General features: G+C 35.0%; 25 protein-coding genes and 1 pseudogene. 4 read left to right on the top strand and 22 right to left on the bottom strand.

Features of this window, described 5'->3' with window-relative positions:
- Positions 1-36: 36 nt before the first annotated feature.
- From atpB to trxA, 11 genes are all read right to left on the bottom strand, one after another.
- Positions 37-1,170, bottom strand: coding sequence for a F0F1 ATP synthase subunit A (atpB, locus tag RRF69_RS05130; RefSeq protein WP_316940939.1), 1,134 nt, complete (start codon positions 1,168-1,170; stop codon positions 37-39).
- Between the two features lie 51 nt (positions 1,171-1,221).
- Positions 1,222-1,641 carry a DUF6168 family protein gene (locus RRF69_RS05135; RefSeq protein ID WP_316940941.1) on the bottom strand — a complete coding sequence of 140 codons (420 nt, stop codon included), beginning with the start codon at positions 1,639-1,641 and terminating at the stop codon, positions 1,222-1,224.
- Complete coding sequence (locus tag RRF69_RS05140; RefSeq protein ID WP_316940942.1) at positions 1,634-1,852, bottom strand: AtpZ/AtpI family protein; 219 nt, start codon at positions 1,850-1,852, stop codon at positions 1,634-1,636. The genes RRF69_RS05135 and RRF69_RS05140 overlap by 8 nt, the downstream gene beginning before the upstream one ends.
- Positions 1,818-2,231 carry a polymer-forming cytoskeletal protein gene (locus RRF69_RS05145; RefSeq protein ID WP_316940943.1) on the bottom strand — a complete coding sequence of 138 codons (414 nt, stop codon included), beginning with the start codon at positions 2,229-2,231 and terminating at the stop codon, positions 1,818-1,820. The genes RRF69_RS05140 and RRF69_RS05145 overlap by 35 nt, the downstream gene beginning before the upstream one ends.
- A gap of 2 nt (positions 2,232-2,233) precedes the next feature.
- A complete protein-coding gene (locus RRF69_RS05150) occupies positions 2,234-4,465 on the bottom strand; it encodes a hypothetical protein (protein ID WP_316940945.1) in 2,232 nt (743 codons plus the stop codon).
- Between the two features lie 89 nt (positions 4,466-4,554).
- Positions 4,555-5,250: an ABC transporter ATP-binding protein gene (locus RRF69_RS05155; protein ID WP_316940946.1), complete on the bottom strand. Its 696-nt coding sequence runs from the start codon at positions 5,248-5,250 to the stop codon at positions 4,555-4,557.
- Positions 5,251-5,276: 26 nt separating this feature from the next.
- A complete protein-coding gene (locus tag RRF69_RS05160) occupies positions 5,277-5,741 on the bottom strand; it encodes a DUF5687 family protein (protein WP_316940947.1) in 465 nt (154 codons plus the stop codon).
- 19 nt (positions 5,742-5,760) lie between these two features.
- Positions 5,761-6,747: a DUF5687 family protein gene (locus RRF69_RS05165; RefSeq protein WP_316940948.1), complete on the bottom strand. Its 987-nt coding sequence runs from the start codon at positions 6,745-6,747 to the stop codon at positions 5,761-5,763.
- Between the two features lie 51 nt (positions 6,748-6,798).
- Positions 6,799-7,500, bottom strand: a complete 702-nt coding sequence (locus tag RRF69_RS05170; protein WP_316940949.1) for a hypothetical protein — start codon at positions 7,498-7,500, stop codon at positions 6,799-6,801.
- 1 nt (position 7,501) lies between these two features.
- Positions 7,502-7,840: a PadR family transcriptional regulator gene (locus tag RRF69_RS05175; RefSeq protein ID WP_316940950.1), complete on the bottom strand. Its 339-nt coding sequence runs from the start codon at positions 7,838-7,840 to the stop codon at positions 7,502-7,504.
- Between the two features lie 137 nt (positions 7,841-7,977).
- Positions 7,978-8,337: a thioredoxin gene (gene trxA / locus RRF69_RS05180; protein ID WP_316940951.1), complete on the bottom strand. Its 360-nt coding sequence runs from the start codon at positions 8,335-8,337 to the stop codon at positions 7,978-7,980.
- Positions 8,338-8,492: 155 nt separating this feature from the next.
- Here trxA and RRF69_RS05185 point away from each other — a divergent pair, with 155 nt between their 5' ends.
- The 4 genes from RRF69_RS05185 to RRF69_RS05200 all read left to right on the top strand — a co-directional run bounded on the left by RRF69_RS05185 (position 8,493) and on the right by RRF69_RS05200 (position 14,352).
- Positions 8,493-8,867, top strand: a complete 375-nt coding sequence (locus RRF69_RS05185) for a DoxX protein (protein WP_316940952.1) — start codon at positions 8,493-8,495, stop codon at positions 8,865-8,867.
- An 89-nt stretch (positions 8,868-8,956) separates the two neighbouring features.
- On the top strand, positions 8,957-11,113 hold the full coding sequence (locus RRF69_RS05190; RefSeq protein ID WP_316940953.1) for a prolyl oligopeptidase family serine peptidase: 2,157 nt from the start codon (positions 8,957-8,959) through the stop codon (positions 11,111-11,113).
- A 56-nt stretch (positions 11,114-11,169) separates the two neighbouring features.
- The gene (locus RRF69_RS05195; protein ID WP_316940954.1) at positions 11,170-13,239 is read left to right on the top strand and encodes a M13 family metallopeptidase; all 2,070 of its coding nucleotides are present in this window, start codon (positions 11,170-11,172) and stop codon (positions 13,237-13,239) included.
- Between the two features lie 177 nt (positions 13,240-13,416).
- Positions 13,417-14,352: an ABC transporter ATP-binding protein gene (locus RRF69_RS05200; RefSeq protein ID WP_316940955.1), complete on the top strand. Its 936-nt coding sequence runs from the start codon at positions 13,417-13,419 to the stop codon at positions 14,350-14,352.
- A 140-nt stretch (positions 14,353-14,492) separates the two neighbouring features.
- On the opposite strand, the gene RRF69_RS05205 is transcribed toward RRF69_RS05200, so the two are convergent.
- From RRF69_RS05205 to RRF69_RS05255, 11 genes and pseudogenes are all read right to left on the bottom strand, one after another.
- Positions 14,493-14,813 carry a 3-oxoacyl-ACP synthase gene (locus RRF69_RS05205; RefSeq protein WP_316940956.1) on the bottom strand — a complete coding sequence of 107 codons (321 nt, stop codon included), beginning with the start codon at positions 14,811-14,813 and terminating at the stop codon, positions 14,493-14,495.
- A complete protein-coding gene (locus tag RRF69_RS05210) occupies positions 14,779-15,369 on the bottom strand; it encodes a 4'-phosphopantetheinyl transferase superfamily protein (RefSeq protein WP_316940957.1) in 591 nt (196 codons plus the stop codon). Before RRF69_RS05210 ends, RRF69_RS05205 begins: the two co-directional genes overlap by 35 nt.
- Positions 15,369-15,617: an acyl carrier protein gene (locus tag RRF69_RS05215; RefSeq protein ID WP_316940959.1), complete on the bottom strand. Its 249-nt coding sequence runs from the start codon at positions 15,615-15,617 to the stop codon at positions 15,369-15,371. The genes RRF69_RS05210 and RRF69_RS05215 overlap by 1 nt, the downstream gene beginning before the upstream one ends.
- Positions 15,618-15,667: 50 nt before the next feature.
- Positions 15,668-16,942 carry a beta-ketoacyl-[acyl-carrier-protein] synthase family protein gene (locus RRF69_RS05220; RefSeq protein ID WP_316940960.1) on the bottom strand — a complete coding sequence of 425 codons (1,275 nt, stop codon included), beginning with the start codon at positions 16,940-16,942 and terminating at the stop codon, positions 15,668-15,670.
- A pseudogene (locus RRF69_RS05225) lies at positions 16,932-17,385 on the bottom strand (3-hydroxyacyl-ACP dehydratase FabZ family protein). The gene RRF69_RS05220 and the pseudogene RRF69_RS05225 overlap by 11 nt, the downstream one beginning before the upstream one ends.
- Positions 17,386-17,438: 53 nt before the next feature.
- Positions 17,439-18,494, bottom strand: a complete 1,056-nt coding sequence (locus tag RRF69_RS05230; RefSeq protein ID WP_316940961.1) for a type III polyketide synthase — start codon at positions 18,492-18,494, stop codon at positions 17,439-17,441.
- A gap of 28 nt (positions 18,495-18,522) precedes the next feature.
- Positions 18,523-19,233 (bottom strand): methyltransferase domain-containing protein, encoded by a 711-nt coding sequence (locus RRF69_RS05235; protein ID WP_316940962.1) that lies wholly within the window; start codon positions 19,231-19,233, stop codon positions 18,523-18,525.
- Complete coding sequence (locus tag RRF69_RS05240) at positions 19,233-20,369, bottom strand: NAD(P)/FAD-dependent oxidoreductase (protein WP_316940963.1); 1,137 nt, start codon at positions 20,367-20,369, stop codon at positions 19,233-19,235. Before RRF69_RS05240 ends, RRF69_RS05235 begins: the two co-directional genes overlap by 1 nt.
- A 1-nt stretch (position 20,370) precedes the next feature.
- Positions 20,371-21,483 carry an FAD-dependent oxidoreductase gene (locus RRF69_RS05245; RefSeq protein WP_316940965.1) on the bottom strand — a complete coding sequence of 371 codons (1,113 nt, stop codon included), beginning with the start codon at positions 21,481-21,483 and terminating at the stop codon, positions 20,371-20,373.
- Positions 21,484-21,948, bottom strand: coding sequence for a GNAT family N-acetyltransferase (locus RRF69_RS05250; protein WP_316940966.1), 465 nt, complete (start codon positions 21,946-21,948; stop codon positions 21,484-21,486).
- Positions 21,945-22,454 (bottom strand): GNAT family N-acetyltransferase, encoded by a 510-nt coding sequence (locus RRF69_RS05255; RefSeq protein ID WP_316940967.1) that lies wholly within the window; start codon positions 22,452-22,454, stop codon positions 21,945-21,947. Before RRF69_RS05255 ends, RRF69_RS05250 begins: the two co-directional genes overlap by 4 nt.
- Between the last annotated feature and the right edge of the window lie 40 nt (positions 22,455-22,494).

A 22,494-nucleotide genomic window follows, 5' to 3' on the forward strand; every position in this document is an offset into this window, starting at 1 on the left:
AATAACTGTATTTATATTAAATTAAACAAACTTGTATTAATGATGTTCGTGATCATCTACTGCCATCCCAATAAACAATGCTGAAAGCATTGTAAAGATATACGCTTGTAGAAAAGCCACTAAAACCTCAATTAATGTTATAAAAAATGATAATAGAAAAGACAACCCCGTTGCACCTACAACTCCTAAAGACTCTGTAAGTGTAAACATGATTGCAATTAAACTCATTACCACAATATGACCTGCTGAAATGTTTGCGAACAAACGAACTAATAACGAAAATGGCTTGATGACCAAGGCTCCTGCCAATTCAATAATTGCCAATACTGGACGAATTAAAATTGGAACTCCTGGAGTCCATAACATGTGCAACCAATATCCTTTTGTTCCACTTACGGTATAAATTACCAAAGTGAAAATCGCCAAACAAGCGGTTACTGCGAGCTGACCTGTTACATTAAACCCTAGAGGTGTTAAACCTGCTAAATTTAATATCCAAATAAAGAAAAATACTGTTAATAAATAACCTGTAAATCTTCTGTAATGTTTGTCTCCAATATTGGGTCTTGCAATTTCGTCTCGAACATACAAAACCAAGGGCTCCAAAATACGTCCAAAACCAGTAGGAACTTTCTTGGTTTTGTATTGTCTTGCTAATTTAGAAAACCATATAAGCATCAACAATCCAATCAAAATTAAACCAAAAGCACTCTTTGTAATTGAAAAATCTAATACCTTGTGAGCATTTGTTGCATGATGATCTTTATCAAAACTCACTGTGGTTGCGTTCGCATCAAGTTGGTAAATTTTTGAATGAATTTTTGCGAATTTCAATCCCTTTTTCTCAACAACAACATGTCCATCATCATTGTGGTGAAACTCAGAAGACATGAATGTTACCAATCCCTCACTAGACCAAAGAATTACAGGTAAAGGAAAACCAACATGTTTTCGCTCCCCAGCATCATTGGTATATGACCATAAAGAAAAATCGTGTGAATCCTTAATGTGATGCAAAATATATGCTTCAACTTCGGTTTTTGTATTGACACGTCCACCATCATTTGTGTTGTCGTGTTTTTGGTCAGAGTCAATAGCAAAAACACTCATAGAAAAAAGTGTTAGGAACGCTATTGTAAGAAACTTGATTGGTTTTTGTGCAATCTTCATTGTAAAAATACGCTTTCTAAATTCGGTGCAAAAGTACGCAATAAATTAATATTACAAACCATTTTTATGTATAATTGTATTTGCCTTATTTTTTTTGATAATCTTCAACACAAAAACAACTTCTGTTAATAAAAAAACAAACAATGGGATGAGCAATGAAAAAGCCTCTTGATTTGAGAGATAATCTCTTGTAAGGATAGACTCGTAGAAGACAATTGAAAAAAGAGTGATTTTTAATATGATGCCTGCTATGTATATAAAACCGAGTTGATGATACACTTTATCAACAGTCGAAAGCATCCCAAAATTAAAGCATAATAGGCTCGAAAAAGTAGCGTGAAATAGGTATACTTTTTGCAAATTAAAAGGCAATTCAATCCCTAGTTTTTCATTTACAAAAAGGTGAAGATTGACTGCAAAAAGATACAATATAAAAAAAGCAAAAAGTTGAAAAATAATTTTACTACTCATTGATGTTCTTGGCTTGTTTTATTAAAGAGTACATGGCCAAAAAAATTGCCAATAGTGTAATCGTTTCGGTAAAAAAATGAGCTTCAAATTCCTCATCAATCCAGGTGCCCAATAAAAAACCTAGGTAAATGGTTGCACCCATTTGCAAACCCGCTCCCGATAACTGTAAGGCTTTGTTAAGCGGTTTTTTCTGAGAGTTTTTGTTGCTCATTGGCTTGGTTCAGTTCTTTTACTGCTCCTTTCATAGAACAGGTGGCATTAAAGGTTGCTCCTAGCTCCACAGATAACTTCCCTACAATGACATCCCCTGTAATAAGTGAAGTTGCTTTAATGGTTAATGTTTTGGAAATTAGTACTTTCCCTGAAATTTTCCCCTCAATATCTGCGTTTGATGCCTCAATATTTCCTTTAACAAAACCCTCTACACCTATAATTACACGGCCATTTGTAATTAGAGACCCCTCTAGGGTACCATCAATTCTAAAATCTCCATCCGATTTAATATCTCCAACGATAACTGTGTTTTTTGCGATTACATTTCTTTCCATAACTTTCGGATTTTGTGCTTTTTTTACGTTTTTACTAAACATTTTTAATTGCTTAATTGTTCAACAATCTGTTTTGCTTTTTTCCCTTCCTCAGTGTTTCCATATTGAACAGAAACAAATTCTAGGGCTTTCAAATAAGCCTCTTTTTCTTGATATTTACCGATTGCAAATGCTTTTAAAAGTTCAAATTTAGGAATTAAAATCGAATTTTGAATTGTCGATGTAATTTCATCAATTTTTTGAACCACCACCTCATACTTTTCTTCCTTGTAGAGATAGTAACACTTTTTATAAAATTCTTCTGTTTCGTTAATTGATGTTTCGTCTGTGAATTTTTTATTTGGATACTGAATAATTTGAGCAAACTTCGTGTCAGCATACTCGGTTAAAATTTTATTTCTAAAAAATGTGGCTTTTTCGTTGTTGTTGATTTCAGTATATATTTGATATAAGTGATAATAAATTGGAAGTATTTTGTTTTCTTCGGGCCCTAAAGAGCGCAATCGTTCTAATTTTTGGATGGACAGGGGAAGATTTACAAATTGCTGCTTGTAGATCAATCCCAGCTCATACAATCCTTCATTTCGCTCAATTTTCAAACTGTCAATTATTGCTGTGCTGGTTGGAATGGTTGCCACATAACTCGCCACATCATATCTATCAGACACTATTGTTTCTTGCGAATCGTCTCCTTCTTGAGAATCGGGAATTCTCAATTGAGAAGCCCAGCGCCAATCATCTGCTAAAGCTCTGTTCCCCCATACTTTTTGAAATTCGTTTTTTCCAAAAGACAAAGACTGTCCGTTATAAAAGTACCACTTTCCTTTGTTGGTCGACTGTAGTGATGTTCCAAAAGAATTACCAAATGCCAATTGCTTTAGTTTTTTTTGAGCTACTGCCGCATCTTTCTTTTTTAAGGCATCCACATACTCTTGAAAATAGGCTTCTTTCGCCTCTACTGGCATTGCTGCGATATTTAAAATGCTGTCATTCACCTGAACCGTTTTTTCAAACTTGATAAGAGAAGCTAAATTTTTAAACTTTCTCTTCACTCGTCTAATTCTTAGTTCCGTTGAATCTGTTGAAGCTTTTAAAACACTATCAAAATAGGCGCTTGCCAATTGAAATTCGTTATTTTTAAAATACAAATTCCCTAAACTTTCATAGGTATGGGTTTTTTGTTCAGATTGGCCATTTTTAACTCGCAAGGATTTATTGTAATTTTCAATCGCTAATGAAATGCTGTCTTTACGCTCTTCAATCGCTCCAACCTGATAATACAAAGCATCCAGATAAGGCCTGTTGTCTCGATCCTTAATCAGTTTTTTTAGGTTTTTAAGCAATTCGTCCGCAGTAGAACTTTCTGAAAAGTTTTTTGCAATTTCAATCTCTGCGTGAATTTTAAATTTATGGGGTGCTTTCTTAAAATCTAAAATTCTTTTAAAGGCCGTTCTTGCAGAATCTTTTTTATTTTCTAAAGCATACATCTGCCCAAGAATAAACATATTTCTTGTCGCTTGTTCATGATCTATGGTGGTTCTTGTTGCTTTAAGTAAGCTCTCTTTTGCTTTTTGAAGGCTGTCTGTTTGCACATAAGCCATCGCCAGGGCTGTATACCCTTTTTCTTTAATCACATCAGGTAAATCCGCTTCCAAAGTATCTCTAATAACTAATAAAAGCTGTAAGGTTTCAATCGCAAATTCTTCATTTTCCAATCGAATATTGGACTTTGCTCTCCAAATTTTAGTTTCATTGATCAAACTTGCCGTTGGATAATTTGCTATCACATAATTAAACGCCTCAATCGCAGGAATAAATCGCTGTGAATAATACCGCGCTTTTCCTAACAGTAAATAGGCATCGTCAATTTGACGATTTCGTTCTTTGCCAACAATATTCATTGAGTGTTTCTGAATCGCTTTGACGGCTTTTTCTTCTGCCAAATCGAAAGGAGACCTAGACTTCACACTTTCTTTTTCAGAAGATGTCTCCGAATCAAAACCCGAAAACTCACCTGTTGAAATTTTTGGAATGATGATCGTTTCTTCTTTAAACTCTAGGGGCTCTATTGGTAATTGTTTCCAAAAATTATCTTCATAGGTCTCATTAATGGCGGCGATTCCTTTTTTGAAGGCTTCTTTTCCATTAAATAAAACATTAAATTTTGTAGTGAGGACATGATAGTTCCTGTTAATTACAGTATCTTTCTTTGTAGTACAAGAAAAGACAATTGTAAAAAAAACGGCAAACCATACTATTTTTTGAATGTATTTCATATGACTAAAAACTCCTATTAACAACCCCTTTTTTTAAAAAATATTGCAGTTAGGGGTGTAAAAATAGGAATAAAATCAGAATAGAAGCCTTATACAGAAAAATAGCGCTCTAATTCTTTTAAAGTTGCAGCAGATGTTTGAATGTCTTTTACCACATTTCCATGATCCAAGACCACAATTCTTTCACACACTTCGGTGACATGAGTAAGGTCGTGACTTGATACTAAAAGTGTTATTTCTGGGTCGTCTGTTAGTTCTTTAAGAATTTTTTTTAAGCGGATTTGTGTGGTTGGATCTAGATTTGCAAAAGGTTCGTCCAAAATTATCACTTTTGGGTTTCCTAATAAAGCTCCTACAATTCCTATCTTTTTTTGATTTCCTTTGCTCAAATCTCTCAAATACTTTTTCTTTCCAATGATTTCTCCGTTAAAAAAATCTTCGAAATTACTTATAAACAATGCAATATCCGCTTTGTTCATGCCTCGTAAATCGCCAATAAACTCAAAATATTCTTCAGGTGTCAAATATCCAATTAAAAAAGATTCATCGATAAAAGAACCTGTAAACTGTTTCCAATCTTCACTGGTATTTACAACAATATTGTTATTTGTAATCTTACCTGTAGTGGGTCTTATTAAATCTAGGAGAATGTTAAATAAGGTGGTTTTTCCTGCTCCATTGTTTCCCACCAAACCAAAACTTTGCCCTGTTGGAATGGCAATCTTTTCAATAGTTAAAACCTCTACTTTGCCATATTTTTTTGAAATCGTTTCTATAGTAATCATTATTTTCTCTTTAAATTTTGACTCGTTTATGCTTCTTTTCCAAATGCGTTAATCATAGCGTATTTATCCTTAATATATTTTTTCTCGATAAAATTCATCGCATTCTTTTTTAACAACAAACAAATGACCCCTACAGCTGCAATAGCGATAAATCCGAAATTATGACCCAGATACTTTTCGAAAACCCAAAACAACAACATTGGAAATAACATTAACGGAATGATAATAAGAAACTGTGTTGCGCTGGTACCTTGTGTATTCCCAAAACCTCCTTTGGTTAAATCTATTCGTTTCCTATTGAAAGAACCTGCATACAATAAAAAGAGGGAATTAAAACCAATATTAAAGATTGCCCCTGCGGTAATCATTAAAAAAATATCGATTCCAAAATACAAATATGGAAGGCTTAAAAAATATAAAATTGTAGTCATGGTAACCATTAAAAACCACTTAGACTCTAAAAATTTTCTATATTTAAAACTCTGACTCATTAGCATTTTATAATGAGCACTATCCCAAAGCAGGTATAAACTGACCGTAGTTTAAGGTAAAACCTCCAGTTATAAAAAGTGCTGCAAAAATTAACATTATTGGCATTTTTTTAATAACGCCTGGATTGTTAAAGAATAGTAATCCATAAAACAAAAAAACGAATGACATTAAAAACACTGTTTTAGTTCTTTTATTTCTCCAAATCAAACGAATATCATTTTTTAGAAATGGTGCTACATCTCCGAATTTATTTGTCCAAGACAAATCTGCAGAATTTGCTTCTTCAACTTTAATTGCTACTGCTTGGTCTAAATACACCTGACTTCGTAATTGTCTGTAATTCAATAGGTACAAGACAGATAGAACAATTGCCCCGAACAAAGAAGATAATGGATGGGAATAAATAGAGTCGAAAATTAACCCTCCATAACCAACAACGTCTACAATACCATATTTCTGCAATCCAACGAAGCTTAACAATATCGATGCATAAACCACAAGTGCACTCTTGTTTTTATTGATCAGAAAATTTAAAAAATTAGCAGATTGAATTAGTGTGATCATAGTGAATAACCATCCCAAGACACCCGCCATATCGTATCCTTCTTTTGTTAAAATAAAAGAGAAGGGAATGTAAAAAAACAGTCCCATAAAATTAAAAACTGAAAAGGCCGATTTTCCAAGAACATAATGAACCAATTTGTTCTTCTTAATTGGTAAGGTCAACAAAGGTTTGATATTCATTACGGGTAATTTCTGCATTAAATAGCGGAAAATTAAATCTCCAAAAAAGGCATAAAGCAAAAATGAATTTACAAGTTGTAAAGGGTCTTGTTCAGGGAATTCTTTTTTAAGGATATAATAGCCACCAATACCAATAGCTAAAAAAGAAACTAAAAAATAGAGTACCACAAAACCCATTATTATTTTTAGCGCAATACTTTTACCAAAAGCGACAGAACGAATAAACTGTTTCCATTCTAATTTTAAAAAGTGTAAAATCATTTTTGTAGACTTCGTTAAGTTAATACATCAGTCGCAACACTTTCTGCTTTGTTACAACGTATTCATTTGTTTGTATTCTGGGTAGTTTTCTTCGAGCAATTCTTCTGCTCTTTTTGGGATGACAATGAGCACAATATTTGAAAAAAGAATTGCTACTGTAAAAAGGCCTGCGAACACCCATTTTTCCAATACGGCAGGGATGTATTTGATGTGGATGATAAATTGTAAAAAATTAGTAAAAAGAAGGATTAAGTTAAAAATCCCTGTCCTAAAAATAATTTCTTCTAAAAGGTATTTTCGCTCTTTTTCTATAAATCGTTGTTTTGCTTTTCTCCATAACCTAGCAGCCAAAACACCATCAATAATTCCCAATAATAATAGTAAGATCACTAACAAAAAGTCTGAGCCTGTCTTAAAATCGAGTAAGCCATAAAAAAAACAAAAGAGAAGTCCTGTTAAAATTAGTTTTGGCATCGAAAACCACTCTTTTAAAAACCGCCATAAAATCTTTGCATATCTTCTACCAAGTTGTTTCTGTTTGGCTTCCACAACCTCCATAAAACCAAAAACACCAAATTTATGGAAAGATGTATCTCGAGCTTCTTCAAAAGAAATAGAAGGCTGTTTGGCCCAGATCTGTTCAATATCGTTTGCCAAATGATCAACTAATTCCGTTTGTATATCGTAATGTTCTACAAAATGAATTCGAGTAAATTTGTAAAGTTCTTCAATCTGAGTCTGTGTTAATTCCATCTTACTCTAAGCTAAATTTTGGATTCACTAAATGCTGCATCGTTTTTAAAAACTCTTGCATTTCTGCTAATTTGTTAGCCGTTTCTTTGGTGCCAGATGCAGTGAGTTTATAATATTTTCGGAAACGATTTCCTACTTTAACAACCTCAACATCCAACAAGCCGTCGGATTCCAACTTATGCAATGCAGGATACAACGCCCCCTCAGTAATTTGCAATTCCCCTTTGGTGAGCTCCTTAACGTGTTGAGTAATTTCATAGCCATACATCTTTTCGTTATTTTCCAACAACGTCAGAAGTATCGTCTGCAACGAACCTTTGTATAATTTCTGATTTCCCATGATTTGAATTGGAATTGAACAGTTTCTTTGTTTCCAACTGTTCAAATATATTAATTTTTTTTAATACATAAAACTCTTATGTATTAATTTTAAAATTCAAAAAAACCTGAAATGGTATTTTTCAGGTTATAAAAATTTTATTTCTCCACTCCTAAAACATCAGCAATAATGCGTTCGAGTTCTGCTTTTGGTAAGGCTCCATTTGCCATTTGTGGCTGTCCCTCCATTGGGCAAAACAACATAGAAGGGATGCTTCGAATCGCAAAAGCAGCTGCCAATTCTTGCTCTGCTTCTGTATCTATTTTATAAATGGTTAATTTATCTCCGTATTCCTCAGACAACTCTTCCAATATGGGTGCAATCATTTTACACGGGCCACACCAGTCTGCATAAAAATCAATTATTGCAGGAACCTTGCCTTCAAAAGACCATGCTTGATTGTTTTCAAAATTAAATACCTTTTCTAAAAAACTTGCTTTTGTTAAATTTTCTGTCATTTTTATATTTTTTCTCCTGTAAAACAGCGAGATATTTTATGCAATGATACTTATTTTATCTTATTTCAATTCCACATTAACAATTCGTCTTTAAAAAATACAACTCTTTTTTTGTATCTTTTGACCTTACTTTTAATTAACTAAATCTTTTTATTATGAATTCAACAGTAACAAAAGTCGCACGCATTTTATTGGCAATCATCATGTTAGTCTTTGGAGCAAACAAATTTTTTAGTTTTTTACCAATGCCTCCTTTACCTGAAGAAGCGGGAGCTTTTATGGGAGCTCTCGGGGAAAGTGGATATATTTTTCCTATTTTAGGAATTGTGTACATTCTTGTAGGTCTCTGTCTATTATTCAATAAAGCAGTACCTTTTGCATTGGTAATGTTGGTTCCTGTTTCTATAAATATTGTCGCTTTTCACTTGCGATTTGATCCCGAAGGAGTGGGAGCTGCAGCCTTGGTTGCTATCTTGAACCTCTTCCTATTATATGTATATTTCGACAAACTCAAAGCGCTTTTTGAATAAATAAATGTTAAACTTTGTTAAAACCTCCTATTTCTTTCGAAAGGGAGGTTTTTTTTATGCTAACTTTGAGTACTTTAAAATGACATCTTATGAAAAAAATCATCCCTCTCTTTCTTTTTACAAGTGCAATTTTTGTTTCTTGCCAAGAAGAATTCAAACAAAGAAATATCACCGTGAAATACCCAGAGACAAATAAAATTCCTGTTGTAGATACTATTTTTAAAACAGCTGTTACTGACAATTACCGATGGCTCGAAAACGACCGAAGTGTAGAAACAGAAACCTGGGTAAAAGCAGAAAACGAAGTTACCTTCGATTATTTGCGTAAAATCCCGTATCGAGAACAACTCAAGTCTCGTTTGACCGCTTTATGGAATTATGAAAAAGTTGGAACTCCTTTTGTTGAAGGGGCATATACGTATTTTTACAAAAATGATGGGCTCCAAAATCAATATGTCGTTTATCGTAAAAAAGGCAATTCAGAACCCGAAGTTTTCCTAGATCCCAATACTTTTTCAGAAGATGCCACAACTTCTTTAGGCTCTTTGCAGTTTTCGAAAGATGGAAAAACAGTTGCCTACTCCATTTCTGAAGGAGGATCTGATTGGCGTAAAATTTTAATCATGGACGCCGAATCTAAAACGATCATAGAAGACACTTTGGTGGATGTGAAATTCTCTGGAATTTCCTGGTTCAAAAACGAGGGTTTTTATTACTCTAGCTACGACAAACCTGAAGGAAGTGAACTGTCAGCAAAAACGGATCAACACAAATTATATTATCACAAACTGGGAACGCCACAAAAAACTGACAAAATTATTTTTGGCGCGAAAACTGCTGAAAAACATCGATATGTTGGAGGCTACGTAACAGAAGATAATCGGTATTTGGTGATTTCTGCTTCTACTTCTACATCTGGAAACAAACTTTTTATCAAAGACCTCTCAGTTCCCAACGGAAAACTAATTACAATCATTGACACTTTCGAGAGTGATACCTATGTTGCTGAAAACAGTGAAAGTAAGTTATACCTCGTCACTAATTTAAATGCTCCAAACAAAAAAGTTGTTACAGTGGACGCTAAAAATCCATCTCAAAAAAACTGGAAAGATTTTATTCCTGAAACAGAAAATGTATTGAGCTTCAATTCTGGTGCAGGATATTTCTTTGCAGAATACATGGTCGATGCTGTTTCAAAAGTTTTACAATATGATTATGATGGAAATTTAATTCGTGAAGTACAATTGCCGGGTGTGGGATCATCGAGTGGTTTTGGAGGAAAGATCCATGACACAAAACTCTATTTTTCGTTTACCAATTACAACACGCCAAATTCATCTTATCAATTTAATCCACAAGACGGAACCTATACTTCTTACTGGAAACCTTCCATTGCTTTTAATTCTGACGACTATGTAAGTAAACAATTTTTTTATACTTCTAAAGACGGTACCAAAATTCCAATGATCATCACCCATAAAAAAGGAGTAACATTAAATGGGAAAAACCCAACAATCTTATATGGCTATGGGGGATTCAACATTAGTCTAACTCCGAATTTTAGTATTGCAAATGCTGTTTGGATGGAACAAGGTGGTGTGTATGCCGTTCCAAACCTACGAGGTGGTGGGGAATATGGTAAAAAATGGCACGATGCAGGAACTCAATTAAAAAAACAAAACGTCTTTGACGACTTTATCGCAGCTGCAGAATATCTAATTTCAGAAAAATATACTTCTTCACAATATTTAGCCATTAGAGGGGGGTCTAACGGAGGATTATTAGTAGGTGCCACAATGACCCAAAGACCCGATTTAATCCAAGTAGCCTTGCCTGCTGTAGGCGTATTGGACATGTTGCGCTATCACACATTTACCGCAGGTGCTGGCTGGGCATATGATTACGGGACTGCGAATGATAATAAAGAAATGTTCGACTACTTAAAAGGCTATTCTCCTGTTCACAATGTCCAAAAAGGAGTAAACTATCCCGCAACCTTGATTACAACTGGAGATCACGATGATCGTGTTGTCCCAGCACATAGTTTTAAATTTGCCGCAGAATTGCAAGAAAAACAAGCCGGACCCAACCCTGTGCTCATAAGAATTGAAACCAATGCTGGCCATGGAGCAGGAACTCCTGTGGCTAAAACGATCGAACAATATGCCGATATTTTTGGTTTTACTTTATTCAATATGGGCTTTGACCAATTGCCAAATCCTCAAAAAAAGAAAATGAAATCCTAATTTTTGCACCCTATTAAAATTAGAATACAAACACATGAATCTAAAAATTATTTACAATGAAAAACTATAAAAAAATAATGCTTGTAGTGGCGGTTTCCTTTTTAGGGTTGACTGCATGTAAACAAGACCGCCCAGAAAAAGTTGGGATTGTATTGGAAAACATGGATCGATCTGTCAAACCAGCCGATGACTTTTTCAGGCACGTAAACGGAACTTGGTTGGATAATACAGAAATTCCAGACGATCAAACATCTTGGGGAGGATTCAATCAGCTCCGTAAAAAAACAGATGCTGATGTTTTAAGTATTCTAAACAAAGCCATTGAAGAGAGCGATTTCCCAAAAGTAAATGACGCACAAGGAAATGAAATTGATTCGGACCAAGAAAAAGCAGTCAACTATTACGAAAGTATTATGGACACCGTTTCTAGGAACAAACAAGGCAAAGCGCCCATACTTCCTTTTTTAGCAAAAGTCGCTGAGATTAAAACTAAAAAAGACATCGAAAACTATATCACAAACATGGCTCCATACGGAGGAGGAGGGTTTTATGGTTTTGCTGTTTTTAACGACTTGAAAAATAGTAGTATGAATGCTGGGTATATTTTTCATGGCGGACTCGGATTGTCTAGAGACTACTATGTAGACGAAAATGTAAAAGACAAGTTGGAAAAATACCAAGAATTTGTAGCGAAGATGTTACAAGAATTTGGAGATGATAATGCAACGGCTTCAAAAAATGCTGCTGTAATTGTTGATTTTGAAACTCGTTTGGCAACTCCAATGATGACCAAAGAGGAAAGCAGAGATACTCGTAAAATGTACAATCCAATGTCTGTCGAAGAGCTTCAAAAATTTGTTCCTGTTGTCAATTGGAAGGACTATTTAACAGGAATTGGTGTTACGGATATCGACAAAGTGATTCTTACAGACCTCGGGTATTTTAAAGCAATGAATACTATTTTCAATAGTAGTTCTGTTGAAGACATGAAATTACTTCTGCGCTGGAACACCATCAATACTTCTTTGAGTTTGCTTTCTACTGATTTAGAAAAAGCTAATTGGGACTTTTACAGCAAAGAAATGCGAGGGGCTAAAAAACAACGCCCCAGAGATGAACGTGCTTTGGCAAACTTAAATGGTGCTATAGGAGAAGCTCTAGGAAAATTATATATTGAAAAAATGTTTCCTCCTGAGGCAAAGAAAAAAGCCAAAGAAATGATTGACAATGTAATGCTTGGATTTGAAGCTAGAATTGCTCAATTGCCCTGGATGAGTGAGGTAACTAAAGAAAAAGCCCTGGAAAAACTACACAAACTAACCGTTAAAATTGCCTATCCAGACAAATGGAGAGACTATTCTGAATTGCAAGTGAAAGGCATACGGAACGGTGGAACCTATTTTGAAAACGCTATCAATGTGACCAAATGGAACTTTAACAATGACATGGCAAAATTAGGGAAAGAAGTAGATAGAACCGAATGGGGAATGTCTCCTCAGACGGTAAACGCTTACTTCAACCCTGTAAACAACGAAATTGTTTTTCCTGCAGCAATATTACAACCTCCTTTTTATGACTACAAAGCAGACGAGGCAGTCAATTATGGTGGAATTGGAGCTGTTATTGGGCACGAAATTTCGCATTGTTTTGATGATTCTGGAGCTCGCTTTGACGGAGATGGAAATCTAAAAAACTGGTGGACAGAAGAGGATTCTTCAAAGTTTAAAGAAGTTGGTGGAAAATTGGTGAAACAATATTCTGATATTGTTGCCATTGACAGTTTGCACCTCAATGGAGAATTTACCCTAGGAGAAAATATTGGAGACTTAGGAGGTGTGCAAGCAGCCTATGAAGGTTTGCAGATCTTCTTAAACAAAAACGGAAGACCCGAAAATATTGATGGGTATACTCCTGAACAACGCTTTTTCCTTTCTTGGGGAACTATTTGGAGAACCAAAATGCGCGATGAAGCTTTGAAAAATTTAATTATGACCAACCCTCATGCTCCAGGGATGTATAGAGCGTATATGCCTCTGAAAAATGTAGACGCTTTTTATGCTGCCTTTGAAGTAAAGGAAGGAGATCAAATGTATTTATCCCCAGAGGAAAGAGTCAGAATCTGGTAACTTTGTTCTTGAAGTAGAACTTTATCATTTTAAAGAATATTTTAAAGCCGATACTTCTGTGTCGGCTTTCTTTGTCAAGGACATTTCTTGCCTTTCGTGTGTTTTTGATTTGAAACCTATTTCCAATTTGTAGATCCCAAACTTCATAGGCTGCACAAGAAACCTTATTTTTGCTCTATGCTAGACGTGCAAAATATTTCTTTTGGATATACTTCTAAAAAAATTGTTTTAGACAATTTTAATTTCACTCTACAAGAAGGGGCGCATTTATGTGTTATGGGAGAAAGTGGATGCGGAAAATCAACGCTCTTAAAAGCTATTTATGGATTACTCGATTTACAAAAGGGGAGTATTTCGTGGAAAGAACAACCCGTTTTAGGTCCTAAATTTCATTTGGTTCCAGGAATGGATTTCTTTAAATATGTAGCACAAGATTTTGATTTGATGCCCTACATTTCAGTAGCTGAAAATATCAAAAAATTTTTATCTCGTTTTTATCCTGAAGAAAGTGAAAAACGAACACAAGAGCTTTTAGAAGTAATTGAAATGACCGCTTTTAAAAACGTGATCGTAAAAAATTTAAGCGGGGGTCAAAAACAACGTGTTGCCATTGCTAGAGCACTTGCAAAAGAGCCTGACTTACTGTTATTGGATGAACCTTTTGGACAAATCGACAATTTTAAGAAAAACTCTTTACGAAGAAATTTATTTCGCTATTTAAAGGATAATAAAATTGCCTGCATAGTGGCGACTCACGATAAAGAGGATGCGCTTTCTTTTGCAGACAGCTTGATTGTCATTCGCAATAAGAAGATCATCGCAAACGCATCTCCAAAAGAAATTTACAGCATTCCCAAAGAACGCTATGTGGCCGCTTTATTTGATGATGTAAATGAGTTTTCGGTGGACGGTAAGCCTTTTTTAGTATATCCACATCAGCTTAAAATGGTTAAAAAGAAGACCCCTAATTCTAAATGTGTCAGTATTTCAAATTCATACTTTAAAGGTTCCTATTGGCGAATTGAAGCGAATTCTGAAAATCAAACGGTCTTTTTTAATCATACCTCTGAGTTGAAGAAAAACGATCAGGTTTTTCTATCTATTCAATACTGATCACCCTTTCTCTTATGCTATTTTAGTAATCTTTATGTGCTTTCCATTCAAATAAACTTCTTCCTTTTCTTGTTTTCCCAACAACAATTTCCCAATAGGAGAAGAAATAGAAATGGCATAATAATCAACTCCCTCAACAATCAGCTTCCCAGCTGCAATCGATAAAAAAAAGTTCCTGTATTTGTAAAAACAATGCTTCCTAAATGGGCGTATTTAGATGCCTCTGAAAGCTCTACTTTTGCAAGTACATCTTTCATCAAAAAAATCCCCGACAATTGCTGTCCCGCTTTTTCCATCTCCAATTGCAACATGGCACGACTCGTTTCGTGTTTATCTCCTGCAGAACTTTTGGTCTCAGATTGTAAGGCTTTTTGGTTGGAAGAAATAATTTCTTGAACCGTTTCTAAACGTTTGTTTACATAGTCTCTACACTGACGATACAATTCTTTTTTTAAATTCATTTTCTAAGGTAAATGCATAAGCTCCGTAATTTCCGTGATGAGAAATTGAACACGATTGGGTAATTAATTTCTCTTTATGATAATACAAAGGAGCTCCAATGGAAGTTTTTTGTTGTGTGATTTCTGCTGCAGAAATCCCAAGCTCGTTTTGAAGTTTCTCTTTAATGTCTTGGTCAATAGTCGTAGGTAAACTCATTGCCGAAAAAACAGTTTCTTCTTCTCTCTGTCCTTGCGCTATTGTAAAAAGATAGTCTTTCCCGAAAATAGTACGGGTATAAAATTGCTGCCCATTAAATACAACAACTCCCTGATCCTCTGAAAATAAAGTACACTCAAATTTTTGAGGTGCAAAAAATCGCTTTTCAACCTGTTGTGTAAAACATTTGTATGCCGCTTCTTTCATGCTCCAAAATAACCAAACTTGTACAAAAGAATCTACTTCACTGAAAATACTCTTTTGCTCTTTTATGGTAAATTGCTTTTCTAAAAAACCCGGTCGTTGCCAATTACTTTGTCTTTCCGCAAGATTTAAATCGACAATATCGTTCCCGATCATTAGGCTTGTTTTTCTTGAATGATCGCTACAACCGCTTTTACAGAGGTCATTTTTTCCATCGAGTCGTTGTCAATTTCAATTTTAAATTCATCTTCCACATCCAAAACAATATCTACTAAGTTTGCTGAATTGATCTCTAGGTCGGAAATAAAATCCGTATCTTCTGAAATGTTGTCAAAAGCTTCCTGATTTTGAATATAAGGTTGTACAATACCCGTTAATTTATTTGTAATTTCTTCTTTTGTCATTGAATGTTCTATTTAGGCTTCGACCTATGAATCAAAATCATGTCAAAGTCTTAGGTTGAATATTTCTTAAAGATAACACAAGCATTTACATCTCCAAAGCCAAAACTCGCTTTTGCAATAATTTGGATGTTTTTTTCAATTGCTTTTTGTGGAATGCACTCCGAAGAAATCAACGCCAAAATTTCTGGATGAAGATCTTCACAGTTGATTGTTGGAAATACAAATTGCTCTTTTAATTGCAACACAGAAGCCACAGACTCTATTGCTCCTGAAGCGGCCAAGCAATGACCTATCATCGCCTTTATCGAATTGATCATTGGGAATTCAGCTCCCTTTCTTTGCAATGCAAGCGTCCAATTTTCAATTTCTAAAGCGTCTTTTGAGGTCGCTGTTAGGTGCCCGTTGATCACATCAATTTCGTTGGGGTGAATTCCGGCATCCTTCACGGCATTTGTTATACATTTCTGAACAGCGATTGGGTTTGGAGCCGTTAAAGTGCCCCCATTTCTTTGCCCTCCAGAATTGACATTTCCTCCTAAAACCTCTGCATAAATGGTCGCCTTTCTTTCTAAAGCGCTTTCTAAAGACTCTAAAACTAAGGCTCCTGCACCAGCACCAGGAACAAATCCTGCAGCAGTTTTACTCATGGGCCTAGAACCTTTTTGAGGAAACTCATTGTGTTTATAAGACATCACTCTCATGGCGTCAAATCCTCCCCAAGTATACAAACTGCTATCGCTAGAACTTCCTACCAACATTCGTTTTGCTTTTCCACTTTGAATGCGCTCAAAACCCATTATCAATGCCTCCGTTCCAGTAGTACAGGCAGATGAATTGGTTGTAACTTGATTTCCAAAACCTAAAATCCCTCCCAAATAAGCCGAAATTCCACTCGACATCGTTTGTACTACAGAGGTGCTCCCTAGTCGACGAACTTGTAGATCATCAATTTTATAGATTGCTTCTCGAAGTTTTTCAATCCCTGAGTTACCAGTTCCAAAAATCAACCCTGAATGCTCGTCTAGTTTCGAATTTTCATTCACAGAAAAACCCGCATCTTTCCAAGCATCAACTCCTGCCATACAACCGTATAAAATAGAGCTACTCTGAAATCCGCGCAATTGTAGAAGAGAAAAATAGGCGGCTTTTTTTTCCTCTGATACGGATGGAATTCCTCCAATACAACAAGAAAAACCTTTGTCTTTTAATTCCTGATGAAATCGAATCCCTGAAGTTCCTGCCTTGATCGCTTCGGTAAACGCTTCTAATCCAACCCCATTTGGTGCAACAACTCCTAAGCCGGTAATTACAACTCTATTTTTCATTTTCTTTTGCATTTATCATTCCAGAAATAGTTCCTCTACAGACCAATTCGTTTTTCTCATTTAGCATCTGAACCCTGCATTTTAATTTGTTGAATCGAAAATATTCTTTCTCAGAAATAACAGTTACTTTCTCGTTGGGGAAAACTGGAATAAAAAAATCAATCTGGTGAGAGGTCAAAGCAATTTGTGGATTTCTGGCTGCTGAAATTTGATCTTTTAGTAGATAAATCCCCAAACAAACGACTCCAATCTGCGCCATGGATTCTACCAAAATCACCTACAGGTGTGATGGGGCTATTTTTAAAATGCCCTTCGTAGAAAAATTCATTTGCTTTAAACCTGTAACTTCCAGTAACTCCAGTTTCTGAAATTGCTGTGAGTACATCAACAAACAAAAAAGGTTTTTGATAAGGAAGTTGTTGTATGATTTGATTTGAATTCATTGTCTGTTTTTTTAGACCTCATCGGTTTTTTAACCCCTAAAAATCTTATTGTTTTACCATTCTAATAAAATACGTTGTGCGGAAAAACCAGGACCAAAACTCAGCATAATTCCTCGTTCTCCTTTGCCCGGGCTTCTGTCCATAAATCGTTCCAAAACATAGAGCACCGTTGCGCTCGACATATTTCCGTACAGTCGTAAAACCTCTTTGGTGTCGTCAATATTTTTACCAAGTACTCCAAATAACTCCTCTACGGTTTGCACGATTTTTTTTCCACCAGGATGAAAAATTAAATGATCAATATCGTCTATCGTCAGATGATTCCTTTCTAAAAAAGGGTGAATAATTGCAGGAAAATGTTCCGATATTTTCTGTGGAACTTCCTTGTCTAAAATCATTTGCAAACCTGTATTCACCAACTTGAATCCCATCATGCTTGTAGCATCATAAAAATGATACATGGCTTCATCAATAATTTCAGGTCCTTGATCTTCTTCATGAGAAGAAAGAATTACACTAGAAGCTCCATCTCCAAATATTGCTGCGCTGACAATATTGGTCATCGAATAGTCGTCTAACTGAAACGTCGCTGTTGGTGCTTCTACAGCAATCACTGCAGCTCTTTTATTTGGGTTCGCTTTTAAGAAGTTGTTTGCGTAAATAATTCCAGAAACACCTGCAGCACAACCCATTTCTGTAACTGGTAAACGGACAATATCTTGTTTCATTTGCAAAGAATTAATCAAATATGCATCCAAGGAAGGAATCATAATTCCAGTACAACTTACCGTAATAATATAATCAATTTCAGAAGCCTTACGTTTTGCTTTTTCTAAGGATTTTTTGAGGGATTGTTCTGCCAATAGTACCACCTCTCTTATATAAATATCGTTTTTTTCCTGAAAAGAAGTCGCAATAAAAACCTCGGCAGGATCCATAATCGAATAACGCTTGTCTACACCCGCTCCCTCAAAAAGTTTAATGACTTTCCGTTGAAAACGCTCCTCCTGATTTTGCATCCATAATTTTACAAAAGGAATGATGTCTTTGGTTTCTCGATAGTATTTTGGAAGCTGTTTTGCAACTGAAATTATTTTTACTTTCTTCATTTTATTTCTTTCTCTTTAATTTTAACCCTTAAACTCTTATCATCCATAAATACCGAAATGCCCATTTCCATGAAATCTCAGGTTGAACGTTTATTTTTTTTGCCATTTCTGTAATTTCCTTACGTTTAAATCCTCGTAAAACAGAAGTAAGTCCATCTTCAATAATCATTGTATTTTTTATAAAAAGAGACAAGGCCATGAATAAATAATAGGCCAGTTTGTGCCGATGCAAATCATTGATAACAATCCCAATTCGTACTTGTTTGATTGTGTTTTCTAAAAAGCGGGTTAAGGGTTCTTCTTTAAAATGATGTAAAAATAGAGTCGCCAACACCACATCAAATTCTCTTTTTTGAAAAGCCTCAGAAAAAATATCTTCCGTTTCGAAACTCAATTCTAAAAAATCTTTCGAAAGCGTTTTGGCATACTCAATTGCCGTTGGGTTGGCGTCAATGCCTACTAACTTCATAGAATAGCCCTCCTCTCGACCAAACTTGGCAACGTCTCGCAAAATATCTCCATGACCACAACCAATATCTACAATAGTAACTTGCTGTTCTTTAGGATGCTTTTCCAGCATCTTTTTCAATCCAGTTATGGTCACTTTATTTCCTCCCAACCACCGATTAATTTTTTCTAATTTGTCCAGCGTATCACGCAACAATTCGCCGCCAATGGAAAAATCGTCCATCAACTCTTCTTTGTCTGTTCTGTACTTCGTGCTAATAAAATAGTCCATTAATTATCAATGGGTTTTCCATGGGTTTGTTTGATGATGATGGGCATTAAAAATGGAAGTCGCTTCAAAACCTGTAATAAAAAGGCTGCAATAGAGTCGTTTCGAAACAATAGGGCAATAAAATGACCTGCATTCAATCTCCATTTAAATTGTCGATTCCATTGTCTAATATAGTTTTTTTCTAATTGATCTCTTGTCATCCCTTTTCCATTTAGGAAATTTAGAATGAGTTTCGATGCAATTTGTGCAGACTGAATCGCCATACTCATTCCATTTCCACAAAGTGGATGAATCATTCCTGCCGAATCGCCACAGAAAATAATATGATTCTCTACAGGTTTTTTAGTTTCAAAAGAAATCTGACTAATGGTCAATGCTTTCTCAAAAATAGGAGTTGACTCAGAAAAAATTTCTTTTAAAAACGCATTTTGAAAAACAACCTGCTCTTGAAAATCAGTTATGTTTTTATACTTCTGAAACTCAAAATAATTCGTAATATAACAAAGATTAATTGCGCCATTTTCTACTTTAGAAACCCCACAATAACCTCCTTTAAAATTGTGAAGCGCTACCAAATCTTCAGGAAAATCTACTTTTACATGAATTTTAACTCCCAGATAGGGTGCTTTTCTTTGAATAAAATTACGGTTCATTTTCACGTCCAACAAAGAGCGTTTTCCAAAAGAGCCAATACATATTTTCGCCCTAAATTTCTGCTTTTGTTTTGTTGAAACATGAAATAGTTCTTTATGAAAGTCAACTTCAACCACAGTATCTTGAATTAACAAAACGCCATTTTCTTTTGCCTTTTTAGCTAGCATAAAATCGAGTTGATACCGAGAAATCCCGAATCCTCCCAAAGGTAGTTTTGCAGAAATTAATTTATTTTTTCTGGTAGAAAGCTGAAACTGATCAATTTTTACAGCACCAAAATCAAAGGGGTGGATGTCTAAAAACGATAAATAAGGTAGAACTTCGTTGGAAATGTATTCACCACAAACCTTGTGTTTTGGATATTCGTTTTTTTCAAGGAGAAGTACAGAGGTTCCAAATTTTGACAAATGAATTGCATTGCACAATCCTGCTAAGCCTCCGCCAATAAGAATCACATCAAAAATTTTAGCGGTCTCTTTCATTCTATAAATCTATAAGCTCTGCGAGTTCCTTTCCAACTAAACTACCTATTGCAACACCCATTCCACCGAGACGAATTCCACAAAAGACGTTGTTAGAAAGCTGTTTGACAATGGCTTTTTTCTGAGCTCCAACACCCATTATTCCACTCCATCGATGTTCTATTTCAAAGGAAATATTGGGTAAAATCGTCTCTTTTAAAATACGTTCTAATTGAGTCTGAATGATTTGTGTTTGCCCAAAAACAGTGGTTTCTTCTGTAAGAAAGTCAAGATTTCTTCCTCCGCCAAATAAAATTCGATCGTTGATGTTTCTAAAATAATAATAGCCTTTATCGAGATGAAAAGTTCCTTTGATCTGTAAGTTTTTGATGGGTTTTGTAATCAGAACTTGAGCTCTTGCAGGTTGTACTTTTTCTGCCAAGAGCTGATTTGAAAACCCATTAGTAGCAACGAATAATTTGTTGGTTGAAAACGTAATTTCACTGGTATGTACCTCAACTTGATTTCCAATATCAGTATACCCTTCCACAGAAACTCCGTTGAAGATTTTTACCCCTAATTGCTGCACTTTATCAAGAAGTTCAGCAGCCATTTTTCCAGTATCTATTTGCCCTTCAAAATTGTTGGTAATATATTGTGAATGTATTTTTTGAAAGCCAAATCGATTCTCAGTAACAGAAAATACATCGGTCTTAAAAATGGGTCGTAACAGCTGATTGATATCCTCTTTCTGGGAAATGCAGGCTTCAAAAAACTCCTTTGTTTTACACAATTCAAAGCCTTTGTTTTGCTGAAAATCAATAGGCTTATCTCCTAAATTTTTACGCAATAAGGCCAGTCCTTCCCAGCGTTTTTCAACCAACTGATAAACTTCTTCAGGTCGATGTGTTTTTAAATCATCTATCAATTCGGACAAACTTCCAAAACAGGCAAATCCTGCATTTTTAGTACTTGCTCCTTGAGGAAGAATTCCTTTTTCTAAAATTAAAATTCGTGCTTGAGGATGGTCTTTTTTTAATTGCAATGCGCAATTTAGACCGACAATTCCGCTCCCAACAATTGTAAAATCAATGTTGGAAAACCATTCTTTTAATTCCCAATAACTGTAATTCATTTAAAGCGTTTTTTGGAAGCAAATGCTATTTGCCATCTCTTTGTATTGCCCATAATTTTCAATAACTGAATATCCGCAATTGTGATAGAATTTTACGGCTTCAATTTGTCTTTTTCCTGTTTCTAAAATACATCTCTTGTAACCCAATTTTCTTGCCCATATTTCTAATTCTTTTATTACTTTTTGTGCATATCCCTTTCCCCTGTATTGAGGAGAAACATACATCCTTTTCAATTCTACCGTTGTTGAATCCAATTTTTTTAGCGCCCCACAACCTACTGCAACGGGAAGTAAATTGTTTAATTTTGAAGCATAAATAACAACCACTTCTTGTAATAATTCTATCGAATTGAACTGATTGTAAAAATCGTGCTCCTCTTCATCTGTGATTTTTAAGTAAGCGTCCAAGTCAATGACTAACTTGATAAAGTCGGGGTTTTCTGAGGTTGTTCTCTTAATTATCATTGAATTGCTATTTCAAAAAGACACACTGTTGCATTGTAATAATGTTCTGGAAGCCCTTTGGTTTCGCTTAATTGAAAGAGTCCCAAAAAGGCGAATCCGCAATTTTGATAATGTTGAATCAATCCATTATTCTCTCCAACTGTATCCAAACGTATATAATTGATATTTCTGTCTTTTACATATTCTTGAGCCCAATTTACAATCTTTTGGACAAAATTATTTCCTCTAAAAATAGGATTGGTAGCAATTCTATGAATATAAATAGCAGCATCGGTGTTTTTCTCTTTCCATATTTGAGGATCAGAAAAAGCAATCGCCCAAACACAGGCAATCTGTCCATCAACTACTAATTTAAATTGTTTCCCTTCTTCTAGCTCTTGCACTATCATTTTTCTAGAAAAAGAGGGCCAGACAACCCTTTTTAAATAAGCCTGAAGATCTCTTGCATGAGTGTACAATCTTTCGATTTCGGCCAAATCTTGTTGGGTACTATTTTCTATTGTCATTGGGGTCCTTTCTCTATTTGTTAAATATACGCCATTTTAG

The organism is Polaribacter sp. HL-MS24 (assembly GCF_032758595.1).
GTDB lineage: Bacteria > Bacteroidota > Bacteroidia > Flavobacteriales > Flavobacteriaceae > Polaribacter.

Excerpts from the sequence above, each read along its gene's own strand:
- RRF69_RS05170 (WP_316940949.1), bottom strand. The coding sequence starts at position 7,500 with ATGGAATTAACACAGACTCAGATTGAAGAACTTTACAAATTTACTCGA.
- RRF69_RS05210 (WP_316940957.1), bottom strand. The coding sequence starts at position 15,369 with ATGATCGGGAACGATATTGTCGATTTAAATCTTGCGGAAAGACAAAGT.
- RRF69_RS05135 (WP_316940941.1), bottom strand. The coding sequence starts at position 1,641 with ATGAGTAGTAAAATTATTTTTCAACTTTTTGCTTTTTTTATATTGTAT.
- RRF69_RS05215 (WP_316940959.1), bottom strand. The coding sequence starts at position 15,617 with ATGACAAAAGAAGAAATTACAAATAAATTAACGGGTATTGTACAACCT.
- RRF69_RS05250 (WP_316940966.1), bottom strand. The coding sequence starts at position 21,948 with ATGATAATTAAGAGAACAACCTCAGAAAACCCCGACTTTATCAAGTTA.
- RRF69_RS05195 (WP_316940954.1), top strand. The coding sequence starts at position 11,170 with ATGAAAAACTATAAAAAAATAATGCTTGTAGTGGCGGTTTCCTTTTTA.
- RRF69_RS05255 (WP_316940967.1), bottom strand. The coding sequence starts at position 22,454 with ATGACAATAGAAAATAGTACCCAACAAGATTTGGCCGAAATCGAAAGA.
- RRF69_RS05150 (WP_316940945.1), bottom strand. The coding sequence starts at position 4,465 with ATGAAATACATTCAAAAAATAGTATGGTTTGCCGTTTTTTTTACAATT.
- RRF69_RS05220 (WP_316940960.1), bottom strand. The coding sequence starts at position 16,942 with ATGAAAAATAGAGTTGTAATTACCGGCTTAGGAGTTGTTGCACCAAAT.
- trxA (WP_316940951.1), bottom strand. The coding sequence starts at position 8,337 with ATGACAGAAAATTTAACAAAAGCAAGTTTTTTAGAAAAGGTATTTAAT.
- RRF69_RS05235 (WP_316940962.1), bottom strand. The coding sequence starts at position 19,233 with ATGGACTATTTTATTAGCACGAAGTACAGAACAGACAAAGAAGAGTTG.
- atpB (WP_316940939.1), bottom strand. The coding sequence starts at position 1,170 with ATGAAGATTGCACAAAAACCAATCAAGTTTCTTACAATAGCGTTCCTA.
- RRF69_RS05185 (WP_316940952.1), top strand. The coding sequence starts at position 8,493 with ATGAATTCAACAGTAACAAAAGTCGCACGCATTTTATTGGCAATCATC.
- RRF69_RS05230 (WP_316940961.1), bottom strand. The coding sequence starts at position 18,494 with ATGAAGAAAGTAAAAATAATTTCAGTTGCAAAACAGCTTCCAAAATAC.
- RRF69_RS05245 (WP_316940965.1), bottom strand. The coding sequence starts at position 21,483 with ATGAATTACAGTTATTGGGAATTAAAAGAATGGTTTTCCAACATTGAT.
- RRF69_RS05145 (WP_316940943.1), bottom strand. The coding sequence starts at position 2,231 with ATGTTTAGTAAAAACGTAAAAAAAGCACAAAATCCGAAAGTTATGGAA.
- RRF69_RS05240 (WP_316940963.1), bottom strand. The coding sequence starts at position 20,369 with ATGAAAGAGACCGCTAAAATTTTTGATGTGATTCTTATTGGCGGAGGC.
- RRF69_RS05140 (WP_316940942.1), bottom strand. The coding sequence starts at position 1,852 with ATGAGCAACAAAAACTCTCAGAAAAAACCGCTTAACAAAGCCTTACAG.
- RRF69_RS05165 (WP_316940948.1), bottom strand. The coding sequence starts at position 6,747 with ATGATTTTACACTTTTTAAAATTAGAATGGAAACAGTTTATTCGTTCT.
- RRF69_RS05155 (WP_316940946.1), bottom strand. The coding sequence starts at position 5,250 with ATGATTACTATAGAAACGATTTCAAAAAAATATGGCAAAGTAGAGGTT.
- RRF69_RS05175 (WP_316940950.1), bottom strand. The coding sequence starts at position 7,840 with ATGGGAAATCAGAAATTATACAAAGGTTCGTTGCAGACGATACTTCTG.
- RRF69_RS05205 (WP_316940956.1), bottom strand. The coding sequence starts at position 14,813 with ATGAATTTAAAAAAAGAATTGTATCGTCAGTGTAGAGACTATGTAAAC.
- RRF69_RS05190 (WP_316940953.1), top strand. The coding sequence starts at position 8,957 with ATGAAAAAAATCATCCCTCTCTTTCTTTTTACAAGTGCAATTTTTGTT.
- RRF69_RS05200 (WP_316940955.1), top strand. The coding sequence starts at position 13,417 with ATGCTAGACGTGCAAAATATTTCTTTTGGATATACTTCTAAAAAAATT.
- RRF69_RS05160 (WP_316940947.1), bottom strand. The coding sequence starts at position 5,741 with ATGAGTCAGAGTTTTAAATATAGAAAATTTTTAGAGTCTAAGTGGTTT.